The sequence below is a fragment of the Enterobacter sp. 168J2 genome, from assembly GCF_034107265.1.
GTDB classification, from domain to species: Bacteria; Pseudomonadota; Gammaproteobacteria; order Enterobacterales; family Enterobacteriaceae; genus Enterobacter; species Enterobacter nematophilus.
In genome coordinates this window covers 280,120-305,344 of record NZ_JAWNEB010000002.1, presented here as the reverse complement: position 1 = coordinate 305,344, position 25,225 = coordinate 280,120, and the positions used below count along the sequence as shown (strand labels likewise).

General features: G+C 55.9%; 24 protein-coding genes and 1 other annotated feature. Of the genes, 12 read left to right on the top strand and 12 right to left on the bottom strand.

All coding sequences use genetic code 11. From position 1 onward, the window contains the following. The 4 genes from thrA to yjjY all read right to left on the bottom strand — a co-directional run bounded on the left by thrA (window position 1) and on the right by yjjY (window position 4,050). The gene (thrA, locus tag USG84_RS09585; RefSeq protein WP_253540645.1) at window positions 1-2,463 is read right to left on the bottom strand and encodes a bifunctional aspartate kinase/homoserine dehydrogenase I; all 2,463 of its coding nucleotides are present in this window, start codon (window positions 2,461-2,463) and stop codon (window positions 1-3) included. Between the two features lie 24 nt (window positions 2,464-2,487). Continuing rightward, window positions 2,488-2,605: a sequence feature (Thr leader region), on the bottom strand. Next, window positions 2,544-2,612, bottom strand: a complete 69-nt coding sequence (thrL, locus tag USG84_RS09580) for a thr operon leader peptide (protein ID WP_015572623.1) — start codon at window positions 2,610-2,612, stop codon at window positions 2,544-2,546. (Overlaps the previous feature by 62 nt.) A 211-nt stretch (window positions 2,613-2,823) precedes the next feature. Further along, a complete protein-coding gene (locus tag USG84_RS09575) occupies window positions 2,824-3,510 on the bottom strand; it encodes a tRNA/rRNA methyltransferase (protein WP_151413474.1) in 687 nt (228 codons plus the stop codon). 399 nt (window positions 3,511-3,909) lie between these two features. After that, window positions 3,910-4,050, bottom strand: a complete 141-nt coding sequence (yjjY, locus tag USG84_RS09570; protein WP_085928893.1) for a protein YjjY — start codon at window positions 4,048-4,050, stop codon at window positions 3,910-3,912. Window positions 4,051-4,145: 95 nt separating this feature from the next. On the opposite strand from yjjY, the gene arcA reads away from it, so the two are divergent. Then, window positions 4,146-4,862 (top strand): two-component system response regulator ArcA, encoded by a 717-nt coding sequence (arcA, locus tag USG84_RS09565; protein ID WP_003856501.1) that lies wholly within the window; start codon window positions 4,146-4,148, stop codon window positions 4,860-4,862. 49 nt (window positions 4,863-4,911) lie between these two features. Here the strand turns inward: arcA and creA are convergent, their stop codons facing one another. Continuing rightward, entirely contained in the window at window positions 4,912-5,382 is a 471-nt protein-coding gene (gene creA / locus USG84_RS09560) for a protein CreA (RefSeq protein ID WP_014882476.1), read from the bottom strand. Window positions 5,383-5,593: 211 nt separating this feature from the next. Here creA and robA point away from each other — a divergent pair, with 211 nt between their 5' ends. Further along, complete coding sequence (gene robA, locus USG84_RS09555) at window positions 5,594-6,463, top strand: MDR efflux pump AcrAB transcriptional activator RobA (protein ID WP_061099290.1); 870 nt, start codon at window positions 5,594-5,596, stop codon at window positions 6,461-6,463. Here the strand turns inward: robA and gpmB are convergent. Continuing rightward, window positions 6,460-7,107 (bottom strand): 2,3-diphosphoglycerate-dependent phosphoglycerate mutase GpmB, encoded by a 648-nt coding sequence (gpmB, locus tag USG84_RS09550; RefSeq protein WP_008502057.1) that lies wholly within the window; start codon window positions 7,105-7,107, stop codon window positions 6,460-6,462. The genes robA and gpmB overlap by 4 nt on opposite strands. 49 nt (window positions 7,108-7,156) lie before the next feature. Here gpmB and yjjX point away from each other — a divergent pair, with 49 nt between their 5' ends. Then, window positions 7,157-7,672 (top strand): inosine/xanthosine triphosphatase, encoded by a 516-nt coding sequence (yjjX, locus tag USG84_RS09545; RefSeq protein ID WP_320738250.1) that lies wholly within the window; start codon window positions 7,157-7,159, stop codon window positions 7,670-7,672. On the opposite strand, the gene trpR is transcribed toward yjjX, so the two are convergent. Continuing rightward, entirely contained in the window at window positions 7,663-7,992 is a 330-nt protein-coding gene (trpR, locus tag USG84_RS09540) for a trp operon repressor (RefSeq protein WP_061099291.1), read from the bottom strand. The genes yjjX and trpR overlap by 10 nt on opposite strands. 55 nt (window positions 7,993-8,047) lie before the next feature. Continuing rightward, window positions 8,048-9,985, bottom strand: coding sequence for a murein transglycosylase (gene sltY / locus USG84_RS09535; RefSeq protein WP_061099292.1), 1,938 nt, complete (start codon window positions 9,983-9,985; stop codon window positions 8,048-8,050). 226 nt (window positions 9,986-10,211) lie between these two features. Here sltY and ettA point away from each other — a divergent pair, with 226 nt between their 5' ends. Next, complete coding sequence (ettA, locus tag USG84_RS09530) at window positions 10,212-11,879, top strand: energy-dependent translational throttle protein EttA (protein ID WP_061099293.1); 1,668 nt, start codon at window positions 10,212-10,214, stop codon at window positions 11,877-11,879. 91 nt (window positions 11,880-11,970) lie between these two features. On the opposite strand, the gene USG84_RS09525 is transcribed toward ettA, so the two are convergent. Continuing rightward, the gene (locus USG84_RS09525) at window positions 11,971-12,870 is read right to left on the bottom strand and encodes a LysR family transcriptional regulator (protein WP_253540643.1); all 900 of its coding nucleotides are present in this window, start codon (window positions 12,868-12,870) and stop codon (window positions 11,971-11,973) included. Between the two features lie 108 nt (window positions 12,871-12,978). Between USG84_RS09525 and USG84_RS09520 the strand changes: the two genes are divergently transcribed. Then, window positions 12,979-13,980 (top strand): zinc-binding alcohol dehydrogenase family protein, encoded by a 1,002-nt coding sequence (locus USG84_RS09520; protein WP_151413473.1) that lies wholly within the window; start codon window positions 12,979-12,981, stop codon window positions 13,978-13,980. A 100-nt stretch (window positions 13,981-14,080) separates the two neighbouring features. Here the strand turns inward: USG84_RS09520 and nadR are convergent, their stop codons facing one another. Genes nadR through serB form a run of 3 tightly spaced genes read right to left on the bottom strand, consistent with a single transcriptional unit; the run spans window position 14,081 to window position 17,714 of the window. Beyond that, window positions 14,081-15,313 carry a multifunctional transcriptional regulator/nicotinamide-nucleotide adenylyltransferase/ribosylnicotinamide kinase NadR gene (gene nadR, locus USG84_RS09515; RefSeq protein WP_045259507.1) on the bottom strand — a complete coding sequence of 411 codons (1,233 nt, stop codon included), beginning with the start codon at window positions 15,311-15,313 and terminating at the stop codon, window positions 14,081-14,083. A 35-nt stretch (window positions 15,314-15,348) separates the two neighbouring features. After that, complete coding sequence (gene radA, locus USG84_RS09510; RefSeq protein WP_003856523.1) at window positions 15,349-16,734, bottom strand: DNA repair protein RadA; 1,386 nt, start codon at window positions 16,732-16,734, stop codon at window positions 15,349-15,351. A gap of 11 nt (window positions 16,735-16,745) precedes the next feature. After that, a complete protein-coding gene (gene serB, locus USG84_RS09505) occupies window positions 16,746-17,714 on the bottom strand; it encodes a phosphoserine phosphatase (RefSeq protein WP_151413472.1) in 969 nt (322 codons plus the stop codon). Between the two features lie 117 nt (window positions 17,715-17,831). Between serB and USG84_RS09500 the strand changes: the two genes are divergently transcribed. From USG84_RS09500 to USG84_RS09470, 7 genes are all read left to right on the top strand, one after another. After that, window positions 17,832-18,476 carry a YtjB family periplasmic protein gene (locus USG84_RS09500; RefSeq protein WP_061099298.1) on the top strand — a complete coding sequence of 215 codons (645 nt, stop codon included), beginning with the start codon at window positions 17,832-17,834 and terminating at the stop codon, window positions 18,474-18,476. Window positions 18,477-18,515: 39 nt separating this feature from the next. Beyond that, window positions 18,516-19,532, top strand: a complete 1,017-nt coding sequence (gene lplA / locus USG84_RS09495; RefSeq protein WP_151413471.1) for a lipoate--protein ligase LplA — start codon at window positions 18,516-18,518, stop codon at window positions 19,530-19,532. 230 nt (window positions 19,533-19,762) lie between these two features. After that, entirely contained in the window at window positions 19,763-20,473 is a 711-nt protein-coding gene (locus USG84_RS09490; protein WP_253540638.1) for a DUF1120 domain-containing protein, read from the top strand. A 244-nt stretch (window positions 20,474-20,717) separates the two neighbouring features. Further along, window positions 20,718-21,434, top strand: a complete 717-nt coding sequence (locus tag USG84_RS09485; protein ID WP_061099301.1) for a DUF1120 domain-containing protein — start codon at window positions 20,718-20,720, stop codon at window positions 21,432-21,434. An 84-nt stretch (window positions 21,435-21,518) separates the two neighbouring features. Then, a complete protein-coding gene (locus USG84_RS09480) occupies window positions 21,519-22,208 on the top strand; it encodes a fimbria/pilus chaperone family protein (protein WP_253540635.1) in 690 nt (229 codons plus the stop codon). A gap of 33 nt (window positions 22,209-22,241) precedes the next feature. Then, entirely contained in the window at window positions 22,242-24,638 is a 2,397-nt protein-coding gene (locus USG84_RS09475) for a fimbrial biogenesis usher protein (protein WP_414146787.1), read from the top strand. After that, window positions 24,635-25,192, top strand: coding sequence for a hypothetical protein (locus tag USG84_RS09470; protein ID WP_253540631.1), 558 nt, complete (start codon window positions 24,635-24,637; stop codon window positions 25,190-25,192). The genes USG84_RS09475 and USG84_RS09470 overlap by 4 nt, the downstream gene beginning before the upstream one ends. The last annotated feature ends 33 nt before the right edge of the window (window positions 25,193-25,225 follow it).

Below are 25,225 nucleotides of genomic sequence, written 5' to 3'. Positions count from 1 at the left end.
TTAAACTCCTAACTTCCATGACAGGGTACGCAGCAGATCGGCAAACACGCCCGCCGCCGTAACATCGTTCCCTGCGCCATAGCCGCGAAGCACCAGCGGCAATGGCTGATAATAGTGGCTGTAAAACGCGAGGGCGTTTTCGCCGTTTTTGACTTTGTACAGCGGGTCGTTGCCATCCACTTCGGCAATCTTCACCCGGCACACGCCATCTTCTTCAATGTTGCCAACATAGCGCAATACCTTACCTTCATCACGGGCTTTCGCAACGCGTGCGGCAAAGGCATCGTCAAGCTGGGGCAAATTCGCCATAAAGGTGCTGACATCGCCGCTGCTGTCAAATTCGGCTGGCAGCACGGGTTCAATCACGATGTCGGAAAGCTCCAGCTCGCGCCCCGTCTCACGCACCAGGATCAGCAGCTTACGCGCCACGTCCATACCGGAGAGATCGTCGCGCGGGTCCGGCTCGGTGTAGCCCAGCTCGCGCGCGGCGCGGGTGGCTTCCGAGAGGCTCATGCCCTCATCCAGCTTGCCAAAGATAAACGACAGGGAGCCGGAAAGAATGCCGGAGAAACGCTGCAGTTCGTCACCCGCGTTCAGCAGGTTTTGCAGGTTTTCGATAACCGGCAGGCCGGCGCCGACGTTAGTGTCGTACAGGAACTTGCGGCGCGACTTGCTCGCCGCCAGGCGCAGCTGGTGATAGTAATCCATCGATGAGGTATTGGCCTTTTTGTTCGGCGTCACCACGTGGAAGCCTTCGCGCAGGAAATCGGCGTACTGGTCGGCCACCGCCTGGTTCGAGGTACAGTCGACGATCACCGGGTTAAGCAGGTGATACTCTTTCACCAGACGGATCAGGCGCCCCAGGTTGAACGGCTCTTTCGCCTCTTCCAGCCCTGCCTGCCAGTTCTCCAGGTTAAGGCCGTGAACGTTGGTCAGCAGCGCTCTGGAGTTGGCAATCCCGCAGACGCGCAGGTCGATATGCTTTTTCTTAAGCCACTCCTGCTGGCGCTTCACCTGTTCCAGCAATGCGCCACCGACGCCGCCTACGCCAATCAGGAACAGCTCGATGACCTGATCGGTGTTGAACAGCATCTGGTGAACCACGCGCACGCCGGTAGTGGCGTCATCGTTGTCCACCACCACGGAGATTGAACGCTCGGACGAGCCCTGGGCAATCGCCACGATATTGATATTGGCCCGCGCCAGCGCGGCAAAGAATTTGGCGGAGATACCGCGCAGGGTGCGCATACCGTCGCCGACCACGGAGATTACGGCCAGGCGCTCCTGAATGGAGAGCGGCTCCAGCAGTTCCTCTTTCAACTCCAGATAGAACTCTTCTTCCAGCGCGCGGCGGGCGCGCAGGCAGTCGACCTGCGGCACGCAGAAGCTGATGCTGTACTCGGAAGAGGACTGGGTGATCAGCACCACCGAGATACCGTTGCGTGACATGGCCGCAAAAACGCGCGCCGCCATGCCGACCATCCCCTTCATCCCCGGACCGGAGACGCTGAACATCGCCATATTGTTCAGGTTGGAAATGCCTTTCACCGGCAGGCCATCTTCATCGCTGCTGGCGCCAATCAGCGTGCCCGGCGCCTGCGGGTTACCGGTGTTTTTAATCAGGCAAGGGATCTGGAACTGGGCAATTGGGGAGATGGTACGCGGGTGAAGCACTTTGGCGCCGAAGTAGGAAAGCTCCATCGCCTCCTGATACGACATCGACTTCAGCAGCCTGGCGTCCGGCACCTGACGCGGGTCACAGGTATAGACGCCGTCGACGTCAGTCCAGATCTCACAACAGTCCGCGCGTAAACAGGCGGCCAGCACGGCGGCAGAGTAGTCTGAGCCGTTACGGCCCAGCACCACCAGTTCACCCTTCTCATTTCCGGCGGTAAAGCCCGCCATCAGGATCATATGGTCAGAGGGGATTTTGCTCGCAGCAATACGGCGGGTTGATTCGGCAATATCAACGGTAGATTCGAGGTAGTGGCCCACCGCCAGCAGTTTCTCAACCGGGTTGATAACGGTCACGCTATGCCCGCGCGCTTCCAGCACGCCCGCCATGATGGCGATGGAGAGTTTTTCGCCCCGGCAGATCAGCGCCGCGTTGACGCTGTCCGGGCACTGGCCCAGCAGGCTGATGCCGTGCAGCACATGTTTAATTTGAGCAAATTCCTGCTCAACGAAGGACTTCAGCTGCGCGAGCGGGAAACCAGGCTGCGCCTCTGCCAGCCCCTGCAGCAGCTCGGCGAAGATACGCTCGGCATCGCTGATGTTCGGGAGTGCATCCTGGCCACCGATGGTCTTTTCAATCATCGCCACCAGATGGTTTGTGATTTTTGCCGGGGCAGAGAGCACGGTCGCAACCTGCCCCTGCCTGGCGTTGCTCTCCAGGATATCGGCAACACGCAGAAAACGTTCTGCATTTGCCACTGATGTACCGCCGAACTTCAACACTCGCATGGTTCTACCTCGTTTCCTTTAGCCGAAAAAAAAGCCCGCACTGTTCAGGTGCGGGCTTTTTTCTGTTTTTCCTGTACGCGTCAGCCCGCATCGTTACCTGTGGTAATGATGATGGTTGTGGTAATGGTGGTGATGCTGATGCGTTTCATGGATGTTGTGTACTCTGTCATTATTATCTGTCTGTGCTGTATTCTTTTAGGGTTAAAGGATCGGGCACCTTAAGTCAATGAATTTTTAATTTGATCACAATTCCGCGGACGTTCACGTCACGCTGCGTGCCGTTTTATTTTCATCCGAATCCCCCAACTGCAACCCTCCACGACAGACCATTTCGCCATAGTAAAAACTTATGACAGCATTTTACTCGGCCAATTTTTTTTCAATATCGTGCAGCAAACGGTGCAACATGGCGGTGTCCCGCTGCTCAAGACGTCCAAGGCGCTGCTGAAGCCAGTCGGCCATTTTTTGATCGTCCGCAACGCCAAGGCTCGATAACAGACTCTCCACGCGAGTACGAAGCGCGGCCAGCTGATTTTCATTGGCGGCTTCTGCCTGGGGTTGGGGGATTTGCATTAGGGAAGCTAATTGATAGCAATAGACCATGACCGCCTGGCCTAAATTCAGTGAAGGATAATCGGCTACCATCGGCGCCCCGGTAAGTACGTCCGCCAGCTCAAGCTCTTCGTTGGTGAGCCCGGAATCTTCGCGACCAAATACCAGCGCGGCTTTCTCCAGCCACTGGCTTTTCTCTTCCAGCATGGGCACCAGTTCAGCAGGCGTGGCGTAGTAGTGGAACTTCGCCCGGCTGCGTGCTGTGGTGGCAACGGTAAATGAAATGTCGTGCAGCGCGTCGGCAAGCGTAGCGTAAGTCGTTATATTATCGAGAATATCCCCCGAACCGTGCGCCACCCAGCGGGCGGCAGGCTCCAGGTGCGCAGTGCTGTCCACAATACGTAAATCGGTAAAACCCATGGTCTTCATGGCACGCGCCGCAGCGCCTATATTTTCGGCTCTGGCTGGGGCGACCAGTACAATCGACAGATGCATTTATGCTCTCTTTTTAATCAGTTAGCGGGTAAAAATGTGATGCACTTCAACATATTACGCGGCACGAATTTACAAATTTGCAACACAAATCACCGAAATAGCGTTTCATAACAAATTAAAGACGCTAAACTATTTTGTGTCTGAACAATCAGTTAGAATGTTAACAGAAGCCTATTATCCCTATGTTTTATAATGATAATGGCAGCATGAATACCCTATTCTGATTGGATTCGCTTCGTTTATAAATCAATCTCCGCAACTAGTTGGTTTATTGAAAAATTGTGACAAAGGCTAGCATTCGGCTACGATGATTTCATCAAACTGTTAACGTGCTACAATTGAACTTGATATATGTCAACGAAGCGTAGTTTTATTGGGTGTCTGGTGTCACTTAGCCTGTTATGTTGCTGTTAAAATGGTTAGGATGACAGCCGTTTTTGACACTGTCGGGTCCAAAGGGAAAGTACCCAAGACCAAGCTAATGATGTTGTTGACGTTGATGGAAAGTGCATCAAGAACGCAATTACGTACTTTAGTCACGTTAAGCCGATCATGTTAATTTGCGACATGTATCAGGCAGGTCAGGGACTTTTGTACTTCCTGTTTCGATTTAGTTGGCAATTTAGGTAGCAAACATGCAGACCCCGCACATTCTTATCGTTGAAGACGAGTTGGTAACACGCAACACGTTAAAGAGCATTTTCGAAGCAGAAGGCTACGATGTCTTTGAAGCGACCGATGGCGCAGAGATGCATCAGATCCTTTCTGAAAATGATATCAACCTGGTGATCATGGATATCAACCTGCCGGGCAAAAACGGTCTTCTGCTGGCGCGCGAACTGCGTGAACAGGCGAACGTCGCGTTAATGTTCCTGACGGGCCGTGATAACGAAGTTGATAAAATTCTTGGCCTGGAAATCGGTGCGGATGACTACATCACCAAACCGTTCAACCCTCGCGAGTTAACCATTCGTGCACGCAACCTGCTGTCCCGCACCATGAACCTGGGCACGGTCAGCGAAGAGCGTCGTAGCGTCGACAGCTACAAATTCAACGGCTGGGAACTTGATATCAATAGCCGTTCGCTGATTAGCCCGAACGGTGAGCAGTATAAACTGCCGCGCAGTGAATTCCGCGCGATGCTGCACTTCTGCGAAAACCCGGGCAAAATTCAGTCCCGTGCAGAGCTGCTGAAGAAAATGACCGGCCGTGAGCTGAAGCCTCATGACCGTACCGTAGACGTGACCATCCGTCGCATTCGTAAGCATTTCGAATCGACGCCTGATACGCCGGAAATCATCGCCACTATCCACGGCGAAGGGTACCGTTTCTGCGGTGATCTGCAGGAGTAATCCCGCAGTTAACGCATGAAAAAACGGCGCATTTGCGCCGTTTTTTTTATTAATGCCACGGCATAATCGGCACCGCGCTGATCGCGTTTTTCGGCGACCCTTCCACCACTTTGTCGGAATACGCCAGGTAGGCCAGGGTATTGCGTTTGGCATCATAGAAACGCACCACCTGCAGTTTTTTAAATACCAGCGAGGTCCGTTTCTGGAATACCACGTCGCCCTGCGCTTTGCCGTTTTTGATTTTATCGCTCAGCTCAACCGGCCCCACCTGCTGACAGGAGATTGCCGCATCGGAAGTGTCTTCCGCCAGCCCCAGGCCGCCTTTAATACCGCCCGTCTTCGCGCGGCTGACGTAGCAGGTGACGTTTTTCACGTCCGGGTCGTCAAACGCCTCCACCACAATTTTGTGGTCCGGACCAAACATTTTGAACACGGTATCGACAGAACCAATCTGTTCCGCCTGCGCCGCACGTCCCGCTACCAGCAACAGGGCAGTAAGAAGCAAAGTCTTGTATTTCATATTGTTACCATTCTTTAAAATTGCATTGAGCAATTATTCAACACGTTAGTCAAAAATGTAGCAAGATCACAGGATTAGAATATATTCACCCAAAACGAGGGAGAAAAGGCATTAATGCGCAAAAAAAACACTGAATGCTAAAACATCAAAAAATGCTATTATCCGCTAACCTGTTATCAGGCACCTGCTGTTTTAAGGATGAGGATAGTATATGGATCAGGCTGGAATTATTCGCGACCTGCTCACCTGGCTGGAAGGTCATCTCGACCAGCCTTTGTCACTGGATAATGTGGCGGCTAAAGCGGGCTATTCCAAGTGGCATCTGCAAAGGATGTTCAAGGATGTCACCGGTCATGCTATCGGGGCCTATATTCGCGCACGTCGTTTATCAAAATCTGCGGTGGCATTGCGCCTGACCGCGCGTCCAATTCTGGATATTGCCCTGCAGTACCGTTTTGATTCGCAGCAGACCTTCACCCGCGCCTTTAAAAAACAGTTCTCGTTGACGCCAGCGCTCTATCGCCGCTCGCCTGACTGGAGCTCGTTTGGTATGCGTCCGCCGCTGCGTCTGGGCGAGTTCGCGATGCCGAAATACGAAATGGTCACTCTGCCAGAAACCCATCTGATCGGTACAACCCAGAGCTACTCCTGCTCTCTGGAGCAGATTTCTGAGTTCCGTCATCAGATGCGCGTCCAGTTCTGGCGCGATTTCCTGAGCCATGCGCCGGCCATCCCGCCGATCCTGTATGGCCTCAACGAAACGCATCCAAGCCAGGAAAAAGACGACGAGCAGGAGGTGTTTTACACCACCGCCCTCACCCCAGACATGGCCAACGGCTACATTCAGGGCTCTAAATCTGTCGTACTGGAAGGCGGCGAGTATGTGATGTTCTCATACGAGGGTTTAGGAACGGGCGTCCAGGAGTTTATCCTGACCGTTTACGGGACCTGCATGCCAATGCTGAATCTGAACCGCCGTAAAGGTCAGGATATCGAGCGCTACTACCCGGCGCAGGATGCCAAACCGGAAGAAGGCCCAATCAATCTGCGTATGGAATTCTTGATTCCGATCCGTCGTTAACGCTGCAGTTCATCAAGCGCAGGGGCATCGAGATGCGAAATGTCCCCTGCCATCTCCACGACCCAGCCCGACGCCAGCCATGCGCTTTCCTGGTAATCAATCCGGGAAATGGAGCAGTTGCGCAGGCGCAACCGACGCTCGGCGTAAGCCGGTAACCCCAGAATGGTGCTCACCAGGCAGCCCAGGGCGATACCGTGACTCACCAGCAGCGGACGGCTGCCTGCCGGAAGCTTGAGGCATTCCGCCAGTGCGGCATGCATACGCACGCTCAGCTCCTGCATGGATTCCCCTTCAGGAATACGGCCATCTTCGGTACCGTTCACCAGCGTGCGGCGCCAGCCCTCTTCCGTTTCCGTTAGCGTGTCAATATGGCGCTTTTCCAGCACGCCCATATCCAGCTCGCGCAGGCGCGGTTCAAGCATCACGTCGCAGCCGCAGGCGTCTGCGATGATGCGTGCCGTCTGCTGTGTGCGACCTAAATCGCTGGTGATAACGTGGGTAATGCCCAGCGTTCTGGCACGCTCTGCCACCTGCCACGCTTGCTGCACACCCTTCTCGGTGAGAGGACTGTCTGACTGGCCTTGAATACGTCGCTCGGCGTTCCACTGCGTTTCACCGTGGCGAACAAGGTATACCTGTAACATGCTTTTTTTCCGTTATACTGCGATGAGTTTTTTTGAATCGAGCTTAATTATGCACCATGTTGTCTCTGCTACCACCAATCCTGCCAAAATTCAGTCAATTCTAAAGGCTTTTGAAGAGATTTTCGGCGAAGGATCCTGCCATATTGAGGCCATCGGCGTCGAGAGTGGCGTACCTGAACAGCCGTTTGGCAGCGAGGAAACGCGCGCTGGCGCACGAAATCGCGTGGCAAATGCAAAAGCCGCGGCCCCGAAGGCTGACTTCTGGGTCGCCATTGAAGCAGGCATCGACGAAGGCGCAACCTTTAGCTGGGTGGTGATTGAAAGCCGCGAGCAGCGCGGCGAAGCGCGCTCAGCCACCCTGCCGCTGCCGGAAATCATTCTGGAAAAAGTCCGCGCAGGTGAAGCGCTCGGGCCGGTGATGTCACAGTACACCGGCATCGATGAGATTGGGCGTAAAGAAGGGGCGATTGGCGTCTTTACGGCGGGTAAGCTCACGCGTTCAGGAGTTTACCATCAGGCGGTGATCCTGGCGCTGAGCCCGTTTCATAACGCGATTTATCGTTGATCGCCCAATAAGACTGACTCGAGCCACTGGCGCAGCTCAACCGGCGCAGACTTCAGGCTGTTCGATCCACGGGTGATCGTCGCGATGCCCGCGCCCAGCTCGTTTTTCAGCTCGCGCTGGCTCATCTCACCGCGTAATAGCTCTTCAATGATCCGCACGCGCGTGCCCAGCGCCTCTCGCTCGTCCGGCGTAAGCATCAGCTGCATGAGGGGCAGGTGCAAATCCTGCTCGTAAGACTGGCGAAGCAGCTCCACAAAACGAAGCCACTCCTGGTGACGCTGTTCGGCCATTGCCGAGGAATACGGGGAATGCTGGGTCATGTTATGCTGCCTCTTGTACTCATTAGCGAGTACAGCATAACACAACCCATGCCGATCAGTAACGTCTCTGCCACTCGGCATCGCTCATCAGGGTATCTTTCTGCCCCATGAAGTAGCGATAGTAGGCGTCATAGGCCAGCACGTTCTTCACGTAGCCGCGCGTTTCCGAGAACGGAATGCTCTCGACGAACGCCACCGCGTCAATGCGTCCAGCGCTGTTGCCAAGCCAGGTGCGCACGCGGCCCGGACCGGCGTTATACGCCGCCGACGCGAAGATGCGGTTATTGCCGAACTGCTGATAGACGTACTGCAGGTAGCTGGTACCGATGTTGATGTTGGTATCCGGATCCAACAGCTGTGACGGGCTGCTGTACCCAGGGATGTTAAACATCTTCACCGTGTGCGTAGCCGTGCCCGGCATAATCTGCATCAGACCGCTGGCCCCCACCGGGGAACGAACTTTCGGGTTCCAGGCGCTCTCCTGACGAGCAATCGCCATGGCGTAGCTTTGCGGGATATCTTTGCCGCTGGTGTAGCGGTCAAATAGATCTTTATACGCCAGCGGGAAACGCTCTTCGAGATGGTCCCACAGCTTCCCTGAAATCGTCGCCTGCACGCTCAGATCCCACCAGCGATTATCAAACGCATAGCGGGCAAGCTGCGCTTTTTCATCCGTGGTGCGGCTGGTCACCAGGTTGGCCCACTCGCTGCGCGCGGTGTTATCCATGTTCCAGTACATCAGCTCGCGAACGCGCGCCATCTCTGGCCCCTGCGTCAGCGCCGGGTTCGCATTAGCGGGCGCTTTGTCGATCCTGAGCGTGTACTCTTCGCCCAGACGCTGGGCGGCCGCCATCGGGTAGAACCCACGCTGCTGCATCAGCGAGTGAAGAATATCTTTGGCTTCGTCTTCACGACCGCGCTCCAGCAGCAGATCCGCCTGCCAGTAGCGCCATTCGTCTTTCTCTTTGGCATCCATCGGCAAACGCGCGAGCCAGGTGTTGAGGCCACGGCGGTCGCCGGTGCCCAGCGCCATGCGCACGCGGCGTTCCACCAGCGACGTGGAGTTAGAGCGCATAATGGCATCGTCTCGCCAGCGGGCCTGTTCGTCGGTCACGTCCGTGCCCATCAGTCGCCACGCAACGATGTCGCGCAGCTCCTGGGTTTGATCTTCATTCAGCTGCTGCGCCTGCACCAGCTGCGGGATCATCAGCCGCGCGTTTTCGACATCGTCACGCGCCACGCTGGCAAAAGCCACCGCCGCCATCTGGCGGGTAAAATCGGTCGAGCCCGTGCTGCGGGCAAAGGTCAGGACGCTGTTCGGATCGTTTGCCAGCGCGATAACCGCCGAGGAGATCGTCTGGTAATCAGACGGCATTTGCCCTGCCAGCGCGGTCACCAGACGCGTGTTGCCGGCTTTCATTGCCAGGCGGATGCGCTCAAGGTAGGCCAGCGGATCCTGCTTGCCGGAAGCGCGCCATGCGCCGAACAGGGAGTCACAGGCGTTCGGCTGGCTTTTGCCGGTCAGCCACAGATCTTTCGCCCCGGCCCAGGCCTCTTCCTGCTGTCCGGTCGCCCATTTCGCATAGTAGTAATTACACTGCGCTTCGGTGGTATTCGGCTTGTCAGGGCTAAACGCCAGCAGGCCTCGCCAGTCTTCACGCCGAGCCAGCTCATTCACAAAACGAGACTGGAGATTTCGGGCAGGCGGCAGGGTCGGGTTCGCCTGAATGAAATTATTCACGGTGACGGTCGGCTGGTTCATCAGATCGTCGGTAATCTGGCGATACTCCAGGTACGGATACAGCGGATAATCCTTCAGCGTCGGCATCAGCGCCTGGACGGTATCCATCTGCTTGTTGTCCCACGCCTGTTTAATCTGGGCGTAGCGGTTACGTTGTTCATCCAGTGAATCGGCATGCACCGCCTGGCTTACCGCCATTACGCATACGCTGGCAGCCAGCAGACGCCAGACCACCCGTTTGGCTTTTTCCACAAGCTCTTCCTCATTGTTTTTTCGTCAATTGCAGCGTCTTGCCACGTCAAAGTCACAACAACTTATGCTAACCAGGCATCCTGCAACGCGCCACGTCATGGACACTTTTTTACCTTTCTTGCGCGTTTTAACACTCCCGATGTTCCTGGCTGGGATTAGGGCGTGAAAAAGGCTACACTTCGAGGCTGAAATTCCTTCTCATTACGATAAAAGAGGCGAAGTCCACGTGGCTCAATTCGTTTATACCATGCATCGTGTCGGCAAAGTTGTCCCGCCGAAACGTCATATTCTTAAAAATATCTCGCTGAGCTTCTTCCCGGGCGCAAAAATCGGTGTCCTGGGTCTCAACGGTGCCGGTAAGTCCACCCTGCTGCGCATCATGGCCGGCATCGATACAGACATCGAAGGTGAAGCCCGTCCGCAGCCAGGCATCAAGATCGGCTACCTGCCGCAGGAACCTCAGCTGAACCCGGAACACACCGTGCGTGAATCCGTTGAAGAAGCGGTATCCGAAGTGGTTAACGCGCTGAAAGGTCTGGATGAAGTGTATGCCAAATACGCCGAGCCGGATGCGGACTTCGACAAACTGGCCGCTCAGCAGGGCAAATATGAAGAGATTATCCAGGCGCACGACGGTCACAACCTGAACGTGCAGCTGGAGCGCGCGGCGGATGCCCTGCGTCTGCCGGACTGGGATGCGAAAATCGCGAATCTCTCTGGTGGTGAGCGCCGCCGCGTGGCGCTGTGCCGCCTGCTGCTGGAAAAACCAGACATGCTGCTGCTCGACGAACCTACCAACCACCTGGATGCGGAATCCGTGGCTTGGCTGGAGCGCTTCCTGCACGACTTCGAAGGCACCGTGGTGGCAATTACCCACGACCGTTACTTCCTCGACAACGTCGCAGGCTGGATCCTGGAGCTGGACCGCGGTGAAGGTATTCCGTGGGAAGGCAACTACTCTTCCTGGCTGGAGCAGAAAGATCAGCGTCTGGCGCAGGAAGCTTCTCAGGAAGCGGCCCGCCGTAAGTCTATCGAGAAAGAGCTGGAGTGGGTGCGTCAGGGCGCGAAAGGCCGTCAGTCCAAGGGCAAAGCCCGTCTGGCACGCTTTGAAGAGCTGAACAACACCGAATACCAGAAACGTAACGAAACCAACGAACTGTTTATTCCACCTGGAGCACGTCTGGGGGATAAAGTGGTTGAAGTCAGCAACCTGCGTAAGTCCTACGGCGACCGTGTGCTGATCGACGACCTGAGCTTCTCCGTACCGAAAGGCGCTATCGTCGGCATCATCGGTCCGAACGGCGCGGGTAAATCCACCCTGTTCCGCATGATGTCCGGTCAGGAACAGCCTGACAGCGGCTCTATCACCCTCGGTGAGACCGTTAAGCTGGCGTCCGTTGACCAGTTCCGTGACGCGATGGACAACAGCAAAACCGTGTGGGAAGAAGTCTCCGGCGGCCTGGATATCATGCGTATCGGCAACACAGAGATGCCAAGCCGCGCCTACGTTGGCCGCTTTAACTTCAAGGGCACCGACCAGGGCAAACGCGTGGGCGAGCTGTCCGGCGGCGAGCGCGGTCGTCTGCACCTGGCGAAGCTGCTGCAGGTGGGCGGTAACGTTCTGCTGCTTGATGAACCAACCAACGACCTGGATATTGAAACCCTGCGCGCGCTGGAAAACGCCCTGCTGGAGTTCCCGGGCTGCGCGATGGTTATCTCGCACGACCGCTGGTTCCTGGACCGTATCGCGACCCACATCCTGGACTACCAGGACGAAGGTAAAGTGGAGTTCTTCGAAGGTAACTTCACCGAATACGAAGAGTACAAAAAACGCACGCTGGGCGCCGACGCGCTGGAGCCGAAGCGTATTAAGTACAAGCGTATTGCGAAATAAAAGCAAAACGGCAACTTCGGTTGCCGTTTTTTATGTTTGTCCCCTCTACCCGTGGGAGAGGGCCAGGGTGAGGGCATCAGGCCGCACATAATCACCCTCCCACGTAATACCGCTTCACCTCATCAAACTGCATCGCAAACTCGATATAGCTCATCAGCGCAGGCGAATTCAGCTTACGGCTCGGATAGGCCAGCCAGAGATCGTTACCTTCAACGCTCCACTCCGGCAGCACCTGAACCAGCGCGCCCTTTTCAACCTTATCTTCCAGCAGGAAGGCGGGTAACAGCGTGATCCCCGCCCCGGCAATCGCGCATTCGCGGGCGTACACCAGGTTATCGGTCATATGGGCGTTATCCGGCAGGTAGCGGTAATCTTCACCCTCGCTTCGCAGCAGCCACTCCGACCATGCCCGGTGCGTAATGCAGCGGTGATCCACCAGCTGGCGGGGATGCGTCAGCGGCTCCCGACGCGCCAGATAGTCCGGCGAGGCCAGCATATAGCGCGGGCAGTGTCCGATCATTCTGCCAATCAGAGAGGAGTCCTGCGGCTTGCCGGTGCGCAGCGCCACGTCAAAACCGGACTCGACCAGATCCACCACGTCGTCAGAGATCGACACGTCCAGCGAAACGTCTGGATAGCGAAGCTGGAACTCGGCGTTCATATGCGCCAGCAGCGTCGCGCCAATTCCCGCCGGACAGGTTATCCGCAGCCGCCCGCTCGGGTTTTCGCGCAGCCGCTGAATGGCGTACTCCGCCCGCTCGCTGGCCGCCAGCATCTCGCGACAGTGCACCAGATAGTGCTCGCCCGCAAACGTGAGGCTGATCCTGCGCGTGGTGCGGTTGAGCAGGCGGATCCCCACCTGCTGCTCCAGCTGGCTGATCCGCTGGCTAACGCTGGATTTCGGCAGTTCGGCCTTCTGCGCCGCCGCGGTAAAGCTGCCCATCTCCGCCACCAGCGCGAACAGCGCCATATCCTGCAGCTGTTTAAACATGATTGTTCACCCTGTACGAACGCTGAGTTCATGATTGTCCATCTTATCATGCAGCTGGCCACTTTATAGACTAGCCTCAACAAAACGTATTCCAATGAGGAGCACACCATGTCTGTGAAAGCCATTGCCGTTAACCCAGAAAATCCTTCCAGCTTCATTGAAATCACCCCGCCGATGCCGACCCCTGGTGAACACGATCTGCTGGTAGAGGTGAAAGCCGTATCTATTAACCCGGTTGATACCAAAGTGCATGCAGGCATCGCCAAAAATGGGCTGAACGAGCCGCGAATTCTGGGTTGGGACGCCAGCGGTATCGTCAAAGCCGTGGGGGCTGGCGTGACCGGCTTCAAGCCGGGTGACGAGGTATGGTACGCGGGCGACATCACCCGTCCGGGCAGCAATACCACGCATCAGCTGATCGATGCGCGCATTGTCGGGCGCAAGCCTGCCAGCCTCGGCTGGGCGGCTGCCGCTGCACTGCCCTTAACCGCGCTCACCGCGTGGGAAGGCCTGTTTGAACGGCTGAACATTCAGGATGCCGGGGCGGACAAAACGCTGCTGATCATCGGCGGCGCGGGCGGCGTGGGATCGCTGGCGATCCCCTTTGCGAAGCACAACAGCAAGGTGAAGATTATTGCAACCGCTTCCCGAGAAGATTCCGCCCGGTGGTGCCGCGATCGCGGTGCTGACGTAGTGGTCAATTACCGCGATCTAAAAGGCGAGCTGGCGAAGCAGGGGCTCACCTTTGTGGATTACATTTTCATCCTCAACGACACCGACGGGCACTGGGATGCGGTCAGCGAACTGATTGCGCCGCATGGGCATATCTGTTCTATCGTTGAGAATGAACATCCGCTGAATCAGGACAAGCTGAAATCGAAATCCGCCGCCCTGCACTGGGAATTTATGTACACCCGCAGCATGTACCAGACGGACGATATGGCGCGTCAGGGTGAGATTTTAAATGAGGTGGCGAAGCTGGTGGAAAATGGCGTGGTGGAAAGCTCGCTCAGCGAAACGCTGCACGGTCTGAGCGTGGAAAGCATTACCGAGGCGCACCGTAAAGTGCTGGAAGGGCATATGCGGGGGAAAGTGGTGGTTGAGTTTTGAGTGGTTTGTTCCCCCTCACCCTAACCCTCTCCCCATAGGGGAGAGGGAACGATTACCCCCTCGCCCCTTTGGGGAGAGGGCCGGGGTGAGGGGGGAATTCTTAACCCTGCTCCCCCATCATCTCCTTCACCAGCTCGACGCAGCGCAGGAAGCGGGTGTCGTAATCCGACTCTTCCACATGCACAAACTCAACGTTGTTCTCATTGAGCATCTCCACCAGCATGGTCTGGAACTCTCTCCTGTCCACGGAACTGCCGAGGCTGCGCATGCCGTCCGCTACCCACGGAGTGTTGTTTTCCAGCAGGATCACCAGGTCAAAGCGGTATTCGTCAATCAGCGCCTGCACGAAAGGGTGCTCGCGCCCCTCGTACTTTTTACAGAACGCCTGTGTGGTGACGAAATCGGTATCGATAAACGCCACTTTGTTGGCGTATTTCACCGCAAAATCAATGTACTGGGCGTGTCCGAGGGCAATTTTATCGTAGTCAGAATACTGCAACGCCATCTCGTCGCCGCCGAGGTGAGAGAAGACATAATCGCGTCCATACTCCCACGCGCTGGTGGTGTTGAAGATGTTCGCCAGCTTGTTGACCAGCGTTGATTTACCGCTCGACTCGCCGCCCAGAATAGCCACCGTGCGCACGAAGAACGGCTTCACTTCGGTCGGGATATAATCCCAGTAGCGGAACGGGTTCTCGCGGATCTGCGCCCCGCTGATGTTCATGAAGGTGCGTTTCGGATCGATCAGCACCGTCTCGATGCCCAGATGCTCGCGGAACTGCGGCGCGTCGGACTCTTCAGAGGTGTAGATCCAGTTAGGGGTAATGCCCTTCTCTTCCATAAACGCTTTGATGCCGTTGCTCCACACGTCCCAGCCGTGCGGGTACGGCTCCATCCCCTCTTCGTTAAAGGCATGAATGCGAATGTTTTTCTGGTACTTAAAGGTCTGCAGCAGCCAGCGCAGGCGGTCCGGCACCGTGGGCTGCTGCGACATGGCGCTGTCTTCAAACAGCTGGCGATCGCGGGTTTCGTCGTAACCCATGATGATGTGCAGTTCGTCCACCTGGCTACAGGCGCGCTGGATGAGGTAGATATGCCCGGTATGCAGGGGGTAAAACTTGCCGAACACCACGCCGATGTTCTTTTGCATACGCGGGAATTCGAGCCCCAGAAAACGGTGCAGCGCTTCGAGCTTCTGCGCGCTGGGGCTTTTGATTTTGGCGTTCAGCAGTTGGCTCAGGTAGCCTTTGGTCATGCCGCTGGCGTCAGCCACCTGCTGCAGCGTGCAGCCTTTCTGACGAATGGCGGTTTTGATGTAGTCAAATGATGACATAAATTACGGTGCCTCCTGCAAAATCGAATACGTAATTATAAGTCGTCAAAGACATTTAACGCATCTGCGAGTTTCTTAACGCCAAAGACCTGCATCCCTTCCGGGATTTTTTTCGGCACGTTAGCTGCCGGAACGATAGCCCGGCGGAAGCCGTGTTTTGCCGCCTCGGAGATGCGCTCCTGGCCGCTCGGCACCGGACGGATTTCCCCGGCCAGACCCACTTCGCCAAACACAACCAGATCCTGCGGCAGCGGCCTGTCGCGCAGGCTGGAGACCATCGCCAGCAGCAGCGCCAGGTCTGCGCTCGTCTCAGTGACTTTCACCCCGCCAACCACGTTGACGAACACATCCTGATCCGCCATCTGCAGGCCGCCGTGACGGTGCAGCACCGCCAGCAGGATCGCCAGTCGGTTCTGCTCCAGACCGACCGCCACGCGCCGCGGGTTGCCCATCATCGAGTGATCCACCAGCGCCTGAATTTCGACGAGCAGCGGACGCGTCCCTTCCCACAGCACCATTACCGAACTGCCGGAGGTGATCTCATCGCCGCGGCTCAGGAAGATGGCCGACGGGTTGCTGACCTCGCGCAGCCCCTGCTCGGTCATGGCAAACACGCCCAGTTCGTTCACCGCGCCAAAGCGGTTTTTATGGCTGCGCAGGGTGCGGAAGCGGGAATCCGCGTCGCCGTCGAGCATCACGGAGCAGTCGATACAGTGTTCGAGCACCTTCGGCCCCGCCAGCGAGCCATCTTTGGTCACGTGCCCGACCATCACAATCGCCACGCCGCGCGTTTTGGCAAAGCGCGTCAGGTAAGCGGCGGTTTCACGCACCTGCGCCACGCTGCCCGGCGAGGACTGAATGTCCGCCATGTGCATCACCTGGATGGAGTCGATCACCATCAGCTTCGGCTGCTCTTCTTCGGCGATCATGCAGATCTGCTCGATGCTGGTTTCCGACAGCATGTTCAGGTTGCCGGTCGGCAGGCCAAGACGGTGCGCGCGCATCGCTACCTGCTGGAGTGACTCTTCCCCCGTGACGTAGAGGGTTTTCATCTGCTCGGCGAGCTTGCAAAGCGTTTGCAGCAGCAGGGTCGATTTCCCCGCGCCCGGGTTACCGCCGATCAGGATCGCGCTGCCCGGCACCACGCCGCCGCCGAGCACGCGGTCAAACTCTTTGAAGCCGGTGGAAAAGCGCGGCAGCGCTTCCAGGCTGATATCAGAAAGCTTTTGAACCTTCGACACGCCAGCATTGCCCGCATAGCCGCTCAGGCGCTCATTGCGGGCCACGCTCGGCGAAGCCGCCACACCACGCACTTCGGTGATGGTGTTCCAGGCATGACAGGCGCTGCATTGCCCCTGCCAGCGCGGATAATCCGCACCACATTCATTACAGACAAATGCGCGTTTTGGAGCTTTCGCCACGGTTTACCTCGTTATTTCTGATTAAGGCTGCCGGAGAGAATGCAGAACACCCCCATCAGGTCAGCGTGACGGATAGTGACTTCCGTCTTTTCATTCACTTTTGGTTTGGCATGGTAGGCAATGCCAAGGCCAGCAACTTTGATCATCGGCAGATCGTTTGCGCCATCGCCAATGCCGACGGTCTGCTCGACAGGAATGTCATATTTCTCCGCCAGGCGCGTCAGGGTGTTGGCTTTGTACTGGGCATCCACGATATCGCCGATCACCTGGCCGGTCAGCTTGCCGTCCATGATTTCCAGCTCGTTAGCGACCACGGTGGTCAGATGCAGTTTCTCGCGCAGATAATCCGCGAAGAAGGTGAAGCCGCCGGAGGCGATTGCCACTTTCCAGCCGAGGGACTGGAGCTTCAGCACCAGCTGCGTCAGCCCCGGCATCAGCGGCAGCACGTCGCGCACCTGGCGCAGGATGTTGGCATCAGCCCCTTTCAGGGTCGCCACGCGCTGGCGCAGGCTGGCGGTGAAGTCCAGCTCGCCGCGCATCGCGCGCTCGGTGACTTCCGCCACCAGCTCGCCGCTGCCTGCCAGTTTAGCAATCTCGTCAATACATTCGATCTGGATAGCGGTGGAGTCCATGTCCATCACCAGCAGACCCGGCGTTTTCAGGTGCGGAATTTTGCCGAGAGGCGCAACGTCCAGCCCGGCGTCATGCGCCAGACGCGTTGCGCGCTGCGTCAGGGAACCCGCCAGGCGGATGACCTGGTAATCTTCCACGCACCAGGCCGCGACGATGACCATCGCCGCCCCCAGCCGGGCCTGATACTGGGTCAGGCGTTGCTTATCCAGGCCGCGTCCGTACAGCAGCCAGCCGCTACGGCCAGCGTGGTAATCCAGAGGCATCACCTCATCGCCACTTAACGAGAGCGGCAATCCTGGCCATAAAGAGACATCCGTTGGCAGGTCACACCAGGTAATGTTCGGCATTAAAGCTCCTGTAAATTCGTTCGCGCCGGAAGGTTCCAGAGGGAAAATAACGCATGAGGCTACCCTGTAACCATCACTTCTGGCAACATTAAGCCCTAAATTTTCAGCAGGTGGAATATGGCTCGCGCAAAACTGAAATTCCGGCTTCATCGCGCCGTGATTGTCCTTTCCTGTCTCGCACTGTTAGTGGCGTTGATGCAGGGGGCATCGTGGTTTAGTCAGAACCATCAGCGGCAGCGCAACCCGCAGTTTGAAGAGCTGGCCCGCACGCTGGCGCGTCAGGTGACGCTTAACGTTGCGCCCCTGATGCGCACCGAGACGCCGGACGATAAGCGGATAGGCCAGGTCTTGCGTCAGCTCACGGAAAACAGCCGCATTCTGGATGCGGGCGTGTACGATGAAAAAGGTGACCTGATTGCCCGCGCCGGTGAGCACGTCGACGTGCGCGACAGGCTGGCGCTGGACGGCAAAAAAGCCGGTGGCTACTTCAACCAGCAGATCGTCGAACCTGTTCAGGGCAAAAACGGCCCGCTGGGCTATCTGCGCCTGACGCTGGATACTCACACCCTGCCGACCGAAGCCAAACAGGTGGATAACACCACCAATATTCTGCGCCTGATGCTGCTACTCTCGCTGGCGATTGGCGTCGTGCTGGCGCGCACGTTGTTGCAGGGCAAGCGCACCCGCTGGCAGCAGTCGCCGTTCCTGCTGACCGCCAGCAGGTCGGTTCCCGAAGACGAAGAGAGCGAGAAGAAGGAATAGTGATAAAGTAGGCGAACGATTCGGAAAAGGAACTCTGCCATGACGACGTTACGCCTGCTTATCTCTGACTCCTACGATCCCTGGTTTAATCTCGCGGTGGAAGAGTGCATCTTCCGCCAGATGCCCGCCACCCAGCGCGTGCTGTTTCTCTGGCGCAACGCCGATACGGTGGTCATTGGCCGCGCGCAAAACCCGTGGAAAGAGTGCAATACGCGGCGTATGGAAGAGGACAACGTCCGCCTGGCGCGCCGCAGCAGCGGCGGCGGCGCGGTGTTTCACGATTTGGGCAATACCTGCTTTACCTTTATGGCGGGCAAACCTGAATATGACAAAACCATCTCCACCTCGATTGTGCTCAACGCGCTGAATTCCCTCGGCGTAACGGCGGAGGCGTCCGGACGGAACGACCTGGTGGTGAAAACCCCCGAGGGCGACCGAAAGGTCTCCGGCTCCGCCTACCGCGAAACCATGGATCGCGGGTTCCACCACGGCACCCTGTTGCTGAACGCCGATCTCAGCCGTCTCGCTAACTACCTGAACCCGGACAAGAAAAAGCTGCAGGCCAAAGGGATCACCTCCGTGCGTGGACGCGTGGCGAATCTGGTGGAGCTGCTGCCGGGGATTACGCACGAGCAGATTTGCGAGGCAATCCGTGAAGCGTTCTTTGAACATTACGGCGAGCGCGTGGATGCGGAAGTGATTTCGCCGGATAAGACCCCGGATCTGCCCAACTTCGCCGAAACCTTTGCCCGCCAGAGCAGCTGGGAGTGGAACTTCGGCCAGGCACCGGCGTTTTCTCACCTGCTGGACGAACGTTTTACCTGGGGCGGCGTGGAGCTGCATTTTGACGTCGAGAAAGGCCATATCACCCGCACGCAGGTGTTTACGGACAGCCTGAATCCGGCACCGTTAGAGGCGCTGGCGGCCAGGTTGCAGGGCTGCTTGTATCGGGCGGATATGCTGCAGCAGGAGTGCGACGCGTTAATTGGCGATTTCCCCGGGCAGGAAAAAGAATTACGGGAATTATCGGCGTGGATTGCGCAGGCAGTGAAGTAATTATATTTGCAGGCGGTAATAGTCTACCGCCTTTTTTCATTTCGCCGCTCAAAATGTAAATACATTCATAAATGTATTTACATTCTTTAATAAAACTCAAAACAAAGATTAGAAATTCTCATTGCGGAAATAACAACAACCCTTAATAGAATTCGAGCACTTGCAGACCCGCAAGTTAATGACTTCTCGATAATTTATACAATTTATCTATTATTGGTTAAGGAATAACAATGAAAAAAATTCTTCTCGCAACGCTAATTGCCATGGCCTCGTCGGCAGCCCTGGCAGACTCCAGCGTGGTAATGAAAGTTCAGGGCAAAATGAACAACCCTTCATGTACGCCGCAGTTAAGCAACGGAGGATCAATTGATTTCGGAACGATTGCTCTCGACCAACTGTCTCCTACCCAGACCAACCAGATGGGCCACAAAGACATGTCTCTGACCATTAACTGCCCGTCAGCGACAAAAGTAGCGTGGAGTATTGCGGATAATAAAGAAGACTCTAATGCGGCTAACGACCTGAGCTCTAGCGAGTTTTACATTCGCGATGCCAAAGACAACGGCGGTGATGTGTTTGGTGCAGGGACAACGTACGGCGTGGGCACCACGGCGGCAGGCGATAAAATCGGAGCGTATGCCATCAGCACCCGCATCAACGACATCACCGCCAACGGTATGCCGGTTCAGGCTATTTATGCACCGGCCTACACCAACAGCAACGGCGAATATATGTGGCGTAACCTGAGCTCAGGCGTGATTGCTAACGGTAACGCCGAAATTCAGACCGTCACCAAACCGGGTTATAACTCCCCGCTGGCCATCACCAACGTGGTCTTCCCATTCAAAGTTTCGCTGGCAATTGTCAATACCGACCGTCTGACCACTACCGACGAAGCACAGCTGAGCGGTGAAACAACTATCACTCTGGTTTATCTCTAAGAGTAACCAGCATTGTATTTAACGGCGGATCTTTCCGCCGTTTCTTTATTATTACATGTAGCCAGAAGCGTTAATACAAACATGAATTAATCTCAAAAGCGGTGTAAGAAAAACTAATTATTTAATTACATCAATCATTACTAGAATCGGCAGCGCTTGTAAATCTGATACTTATCAATTAGCAAGCTGTAATTAGATTAAAAAAATCTCCGTTTTTCGTTCTTTATATGGTTAAGGAAAAACAATGAAAAAGCTTCTTCTTGCTACCGTTTTATCCATGGCGGCGACCGCCGTCTATGCTGAACCAACCGCGATGCTGAAAGTTCAGGGTACGCTGACCAGCGCTGGCTGCGTGCCGGAAATCACCAATGGCGGTCTGGTCGATTTCGGTGAAATCGGTCTGGATTCCCTCTCTTCAAGCGTTGCCTACCAGGCGGGTCATAAAGACGTTACGCTGACCATCAAATGCCAGTCCGCTACCCGTGTAGGCTGGTCCATCAAAGATGACCGCGCGGATTCAAACGCGGGCGCGAATAAATCTGCCAGCGAATTCCATATCGAAAACGGTACCGCAAGCGGCTCACAGGCATACGGCTCTTACCAGCTTAACGGCGTAGGCAAAACCAGCGCGGGTGAAAATATCGGTGCTTATGCGGTTTCTACCTATTCAACTGCTGTTACTGCAGACGGCGTAACGGCCCAGCCTATTGCCGCCACTATGTACACCGGCGGTACCATCAGCAGCAGAAGCTGGATCAACCTGTGGACCAGCGGAATCATTATGAACGACGGTACGGATGTGATGACCGTTTCCAAAACCGGTGAACGCGCTCCACTGGCCTTCACCACTGCGGCATTCCCGCTGAAAATCGCGCTGGCGATTGCGCCAAGCCAAAACCTGACGCTGACTGACAAGACCGACCTCGACGGTCAGTCCACCATTACGCTGGTGTATCTGTAATTCAGACGCCCCATCCAAAACTCTCCATGGAAATGGAGAGTTTTAATTCATTTTCATAACGCATATAAAATCATGACCAGAATAATGAAAAACCCCTTTCTGTTTTCCATTCTTGCGCTCGCCGTCCCAACCACACTGTTCGCTGCTGGCATGGTGCCTGAAACCACCCTGCTGATGATTGATGAAGCAAACCACGGCGGCGTAATGAGCGTGAAAAATACCGACGCCACTCCGGCGCTGCTCTACACCTCCATCAATGATATTGAAGGAGATAACGGGGTGAAGCTCAACGTGACGCAGCCTGTTGTACGACTTGAACCGGGTCAGGAACAGCAGGTTCGTTTTATTCTTGAAACCACAGAACCCCTTACCGTTGAGCACTATAAGCGCGTGGTATTTGAGGGTATTCCTCCCAGGAGCAAAGATAGAAACGTCAAAGTTGGTATTAACCTTCGTCAGGATCTGCCGGTATTGATCCATCCGAAAAACCTGCCGGTTGTCACAGATGCCTGGAAACTGCTGACCTGGACAGTAGAAGGAAAAGAGGTGCAGGTGCGTAATACTTCGGCCTACGTGGTGCGCTTCTCTACCGCCATTACGCTGCTGCCATCGCAAACCGCGGGGCTGGTCAACAAGACCTTTATCCTGCCGGGTGAAACGATGAAGGTGCAGACGGACAAGCCGATTGCAGGTACCGATAACGCCGTGAAGTTCAGCCCTGCAAGCCGCTATGGGATTGAGGTGGACGACTACACCGCCCCTCTCACCCGCTGATACGTCAGGGATGCAGCAGTGATGGAGCACTCTTTGCGCAACAGGATGCGCCAAACGGTAGTCGTAGCAGCATTACTGCCGTCTTCGGCGCTCTATGCGTCCGATTTAGATTTCAATACCGATATTCTGGCGACGCGCGGTATCAGTACCAACCTCGCCCACTATTTTTCTGAGGCTCAGCGCTATCTGCCGGGAAAACATGCCGTGCGGGTCAGCATCAACGGTATTGAAAAAGGCAGTCTGGCCGTTCGGATTGGCGACGAGGGGCAGCTTTGCGTAGATAATGATTTCACCAGCGCAGCGGGTCTTTTACCGTTGAACGTCAGCGAAAAAGAAAAGTGCCACGATCTGCGTACGGACTACCCCACCGCCACGGTCACCTTATTACCAAATACCGAGTCGCTGGAAATTTTTGTCCCGGCGGAAGCGATGGATAACGGATTCTATGCCGCCAAATACTACGCCCACGGCGGTACCGCGGGCTTAATTAACTACAGCGTTTTCAGCAACTACAACGAATACGGTAGCGGCGCAAACAGTACCTTTTCACAGGGAAATATTGGCGCCGGCATCAACCTTGCGAACTGGACGCTGCGCAGCAATTACATCCTCACGGATGATAACGGCACCCGCACCGCCGAGAATCTCTATACCTACGCAGAGCACGTTTTTGAAGAGCGGAAGATGCGCGTTCAGGTAGGGCAAATTAACGCCAGTTCAGCACTCTTTAGCGGCGCACAAATCACCGGGGCGCAGCTTATGCCGGAGACGAGCCTTCAACCTAATTTTCAGGTGACTCAGGTTTCGGGCATTGCCCGTACGCATCAGGCCCGCGTTGAGGTGCGCCAGTCGGGCCAGGTGATCTACTCGTCGCTGGTCAACGCGGGGCCGTTTACCCTCTCGGACGTGCCCATTGTGCGCGGTAACGTTGACCTGAACGTCAGCGTCGTTGAAACCGATGGGACGACAACGCAATTTACCGTCCCCTCCTCCTCGCTTAACGTCACCGGCAGCAACCGCGCCGAGGGGTTAAGCCTGTCCTTTGGGCAGGTTCGCGACAGCGGTGATGAAAATAGCTCGCCTTGGGTGTTCAATATTTCCGACGGGACGAGCGTAACCCCCTATCTGACGGCGCTGGCCGCAGGCGTTCTGGCTGAGAAATATCAGGCGACAGGCGCAAAGATTGACTGGACGGTAAACGAAAATTGGCTTATTTCGCCGAGCGTATTGCTGAGCCAGTCCCAATTCTACGACCCGCAAAAGGGCAGTAAGGTTGAGCTCAGCAGCAACCTTCTCCTCCCCGCACAGCTTACGCTGGGGCTGAGTGCATCCCAGTTCAACGGCGGCTTTCGCGAGCTTACTGAAGCCATGGATGAAGAGGCGCAAAGCTATGAGAATTCCTGGAACGCGAGCCTGAGCTGGAATAACGAGTACATCGGTTCTTTATCGTTGCAGTACAGCGCGAATTCGGGTGACGAAAGCAGCAGCGACACCCGTTATCTGATGGCCTCGTGGAGTAAGAGCCTGGGGCGAAGCTCACTGTCCCTAAACTGGCAGCACGCCATGAACAGCAGCGATGCTGAGAACAACGCCGGCAATAATGACGATCTCTTTTATGTCAGCCTGATCGTCCCGCTGGGTGAAGATCGCGTCAGCACGTATATGCGCAGGCAGGGCGAAAAACAGAACTATGGCGTTCAGGACAGCGGCGCCATCGGCTCGAACTTCAATTACAACATCTCTGCCGATCGCGATAACGACGATAAGAGCAACGCCTTCAACGGCAACATCAGCACCAACCTGCACTACACCCAGCTTGGCCTATCTGCCGGGCTCAGTGACGGGGATCAGCATAACTACAGCGCCTCCCTGAGCGGCGGTATCGCGCTGCATCGTCATGGCGTCACCTTTGCGCCCTATCCGATCAAAGAGACCTTCGGCATTGCGCGTTTGAGCGAGCCGGAGAGCGGGATTGAGATCGCCACGCCAGACGGTACCGTCTGGACCGACTACTGGGGGCAGGCGGTGGTCCCCGGCCTGCGGGAGTGGCAAAAATCGCAGATCGTTATCAACGCCAGCTCGCTGCCGCAGGGCATGGATTTATCCAACGGCATTCAGACCGTTTCCGCGGCGTATGGCTCCTTCGCGCAGGTTGATTTCCAGGTGCTGAACACCCGTCGCGTCATGCTGCAGGTTAAACGTCCCGGCGGGAGCTGGCTCGAAAGAGGGCTAAGTATTGTAGATAAGGAGAGCAATTATATTGTCAGCGTAATGGATAACGGCAGCGTATTTATTCCCGATGCGTCAGAGACACCCGCACTCTATGTCGTGGACGACAATATGACCCGAATCTGCCAAATCAGCTATTCACTGAATGAAGAGAAAGACAAAGACGCCTATTACGAAAAAGCAGAAGGAACGTGCCAGTGAAAATAATCAACGTGATGCTCTGCGGTCTGGCATTACTCTTTTCCTCCGGAGCATTGAGCGAGGAATGCCAGATTGCCCTCTCCCAGCCTACGGTCTCGTTTGGGCGGTTTAAGCAGGATGATATTGCCGCCTCGCGGAAAAACTGGAACCGCATGCCCGCCAGGGAGGTCATGGTGAACGTGTTTTGCCCACGGCCCCGCGTGATGGCGCTTTTCATGCAGTCGACATCGGGGCTCCACGGCGGCGTTCTGTTTGGTGATGAGGGCCGGCTGGCGCTTGTGGCGGACAAAATGACGGTGGATGGTCAGCAATACGATGTTGTGAAAACCACTGACCGGGTGGGATTCACCTCAACGGATAGCCCCAAAGAAAAGGTCTTTTTGAAAAGCAACAAAGGCCTGGTTGCCCGGCAGAATGCCGCACCGGTGCGCGGCAAGCAGATGAGCGTGACGATAAAAATTACCCCTGTCCTTAATGATACTTTGCTGCGCCGGGTCTCCGATAATACGGAGCTGGAGAGCATCCTTTCATGGGAATTATTAACGGCAGACTAAAAGAATTCATTGCTGGATTAATTATCCAGATGA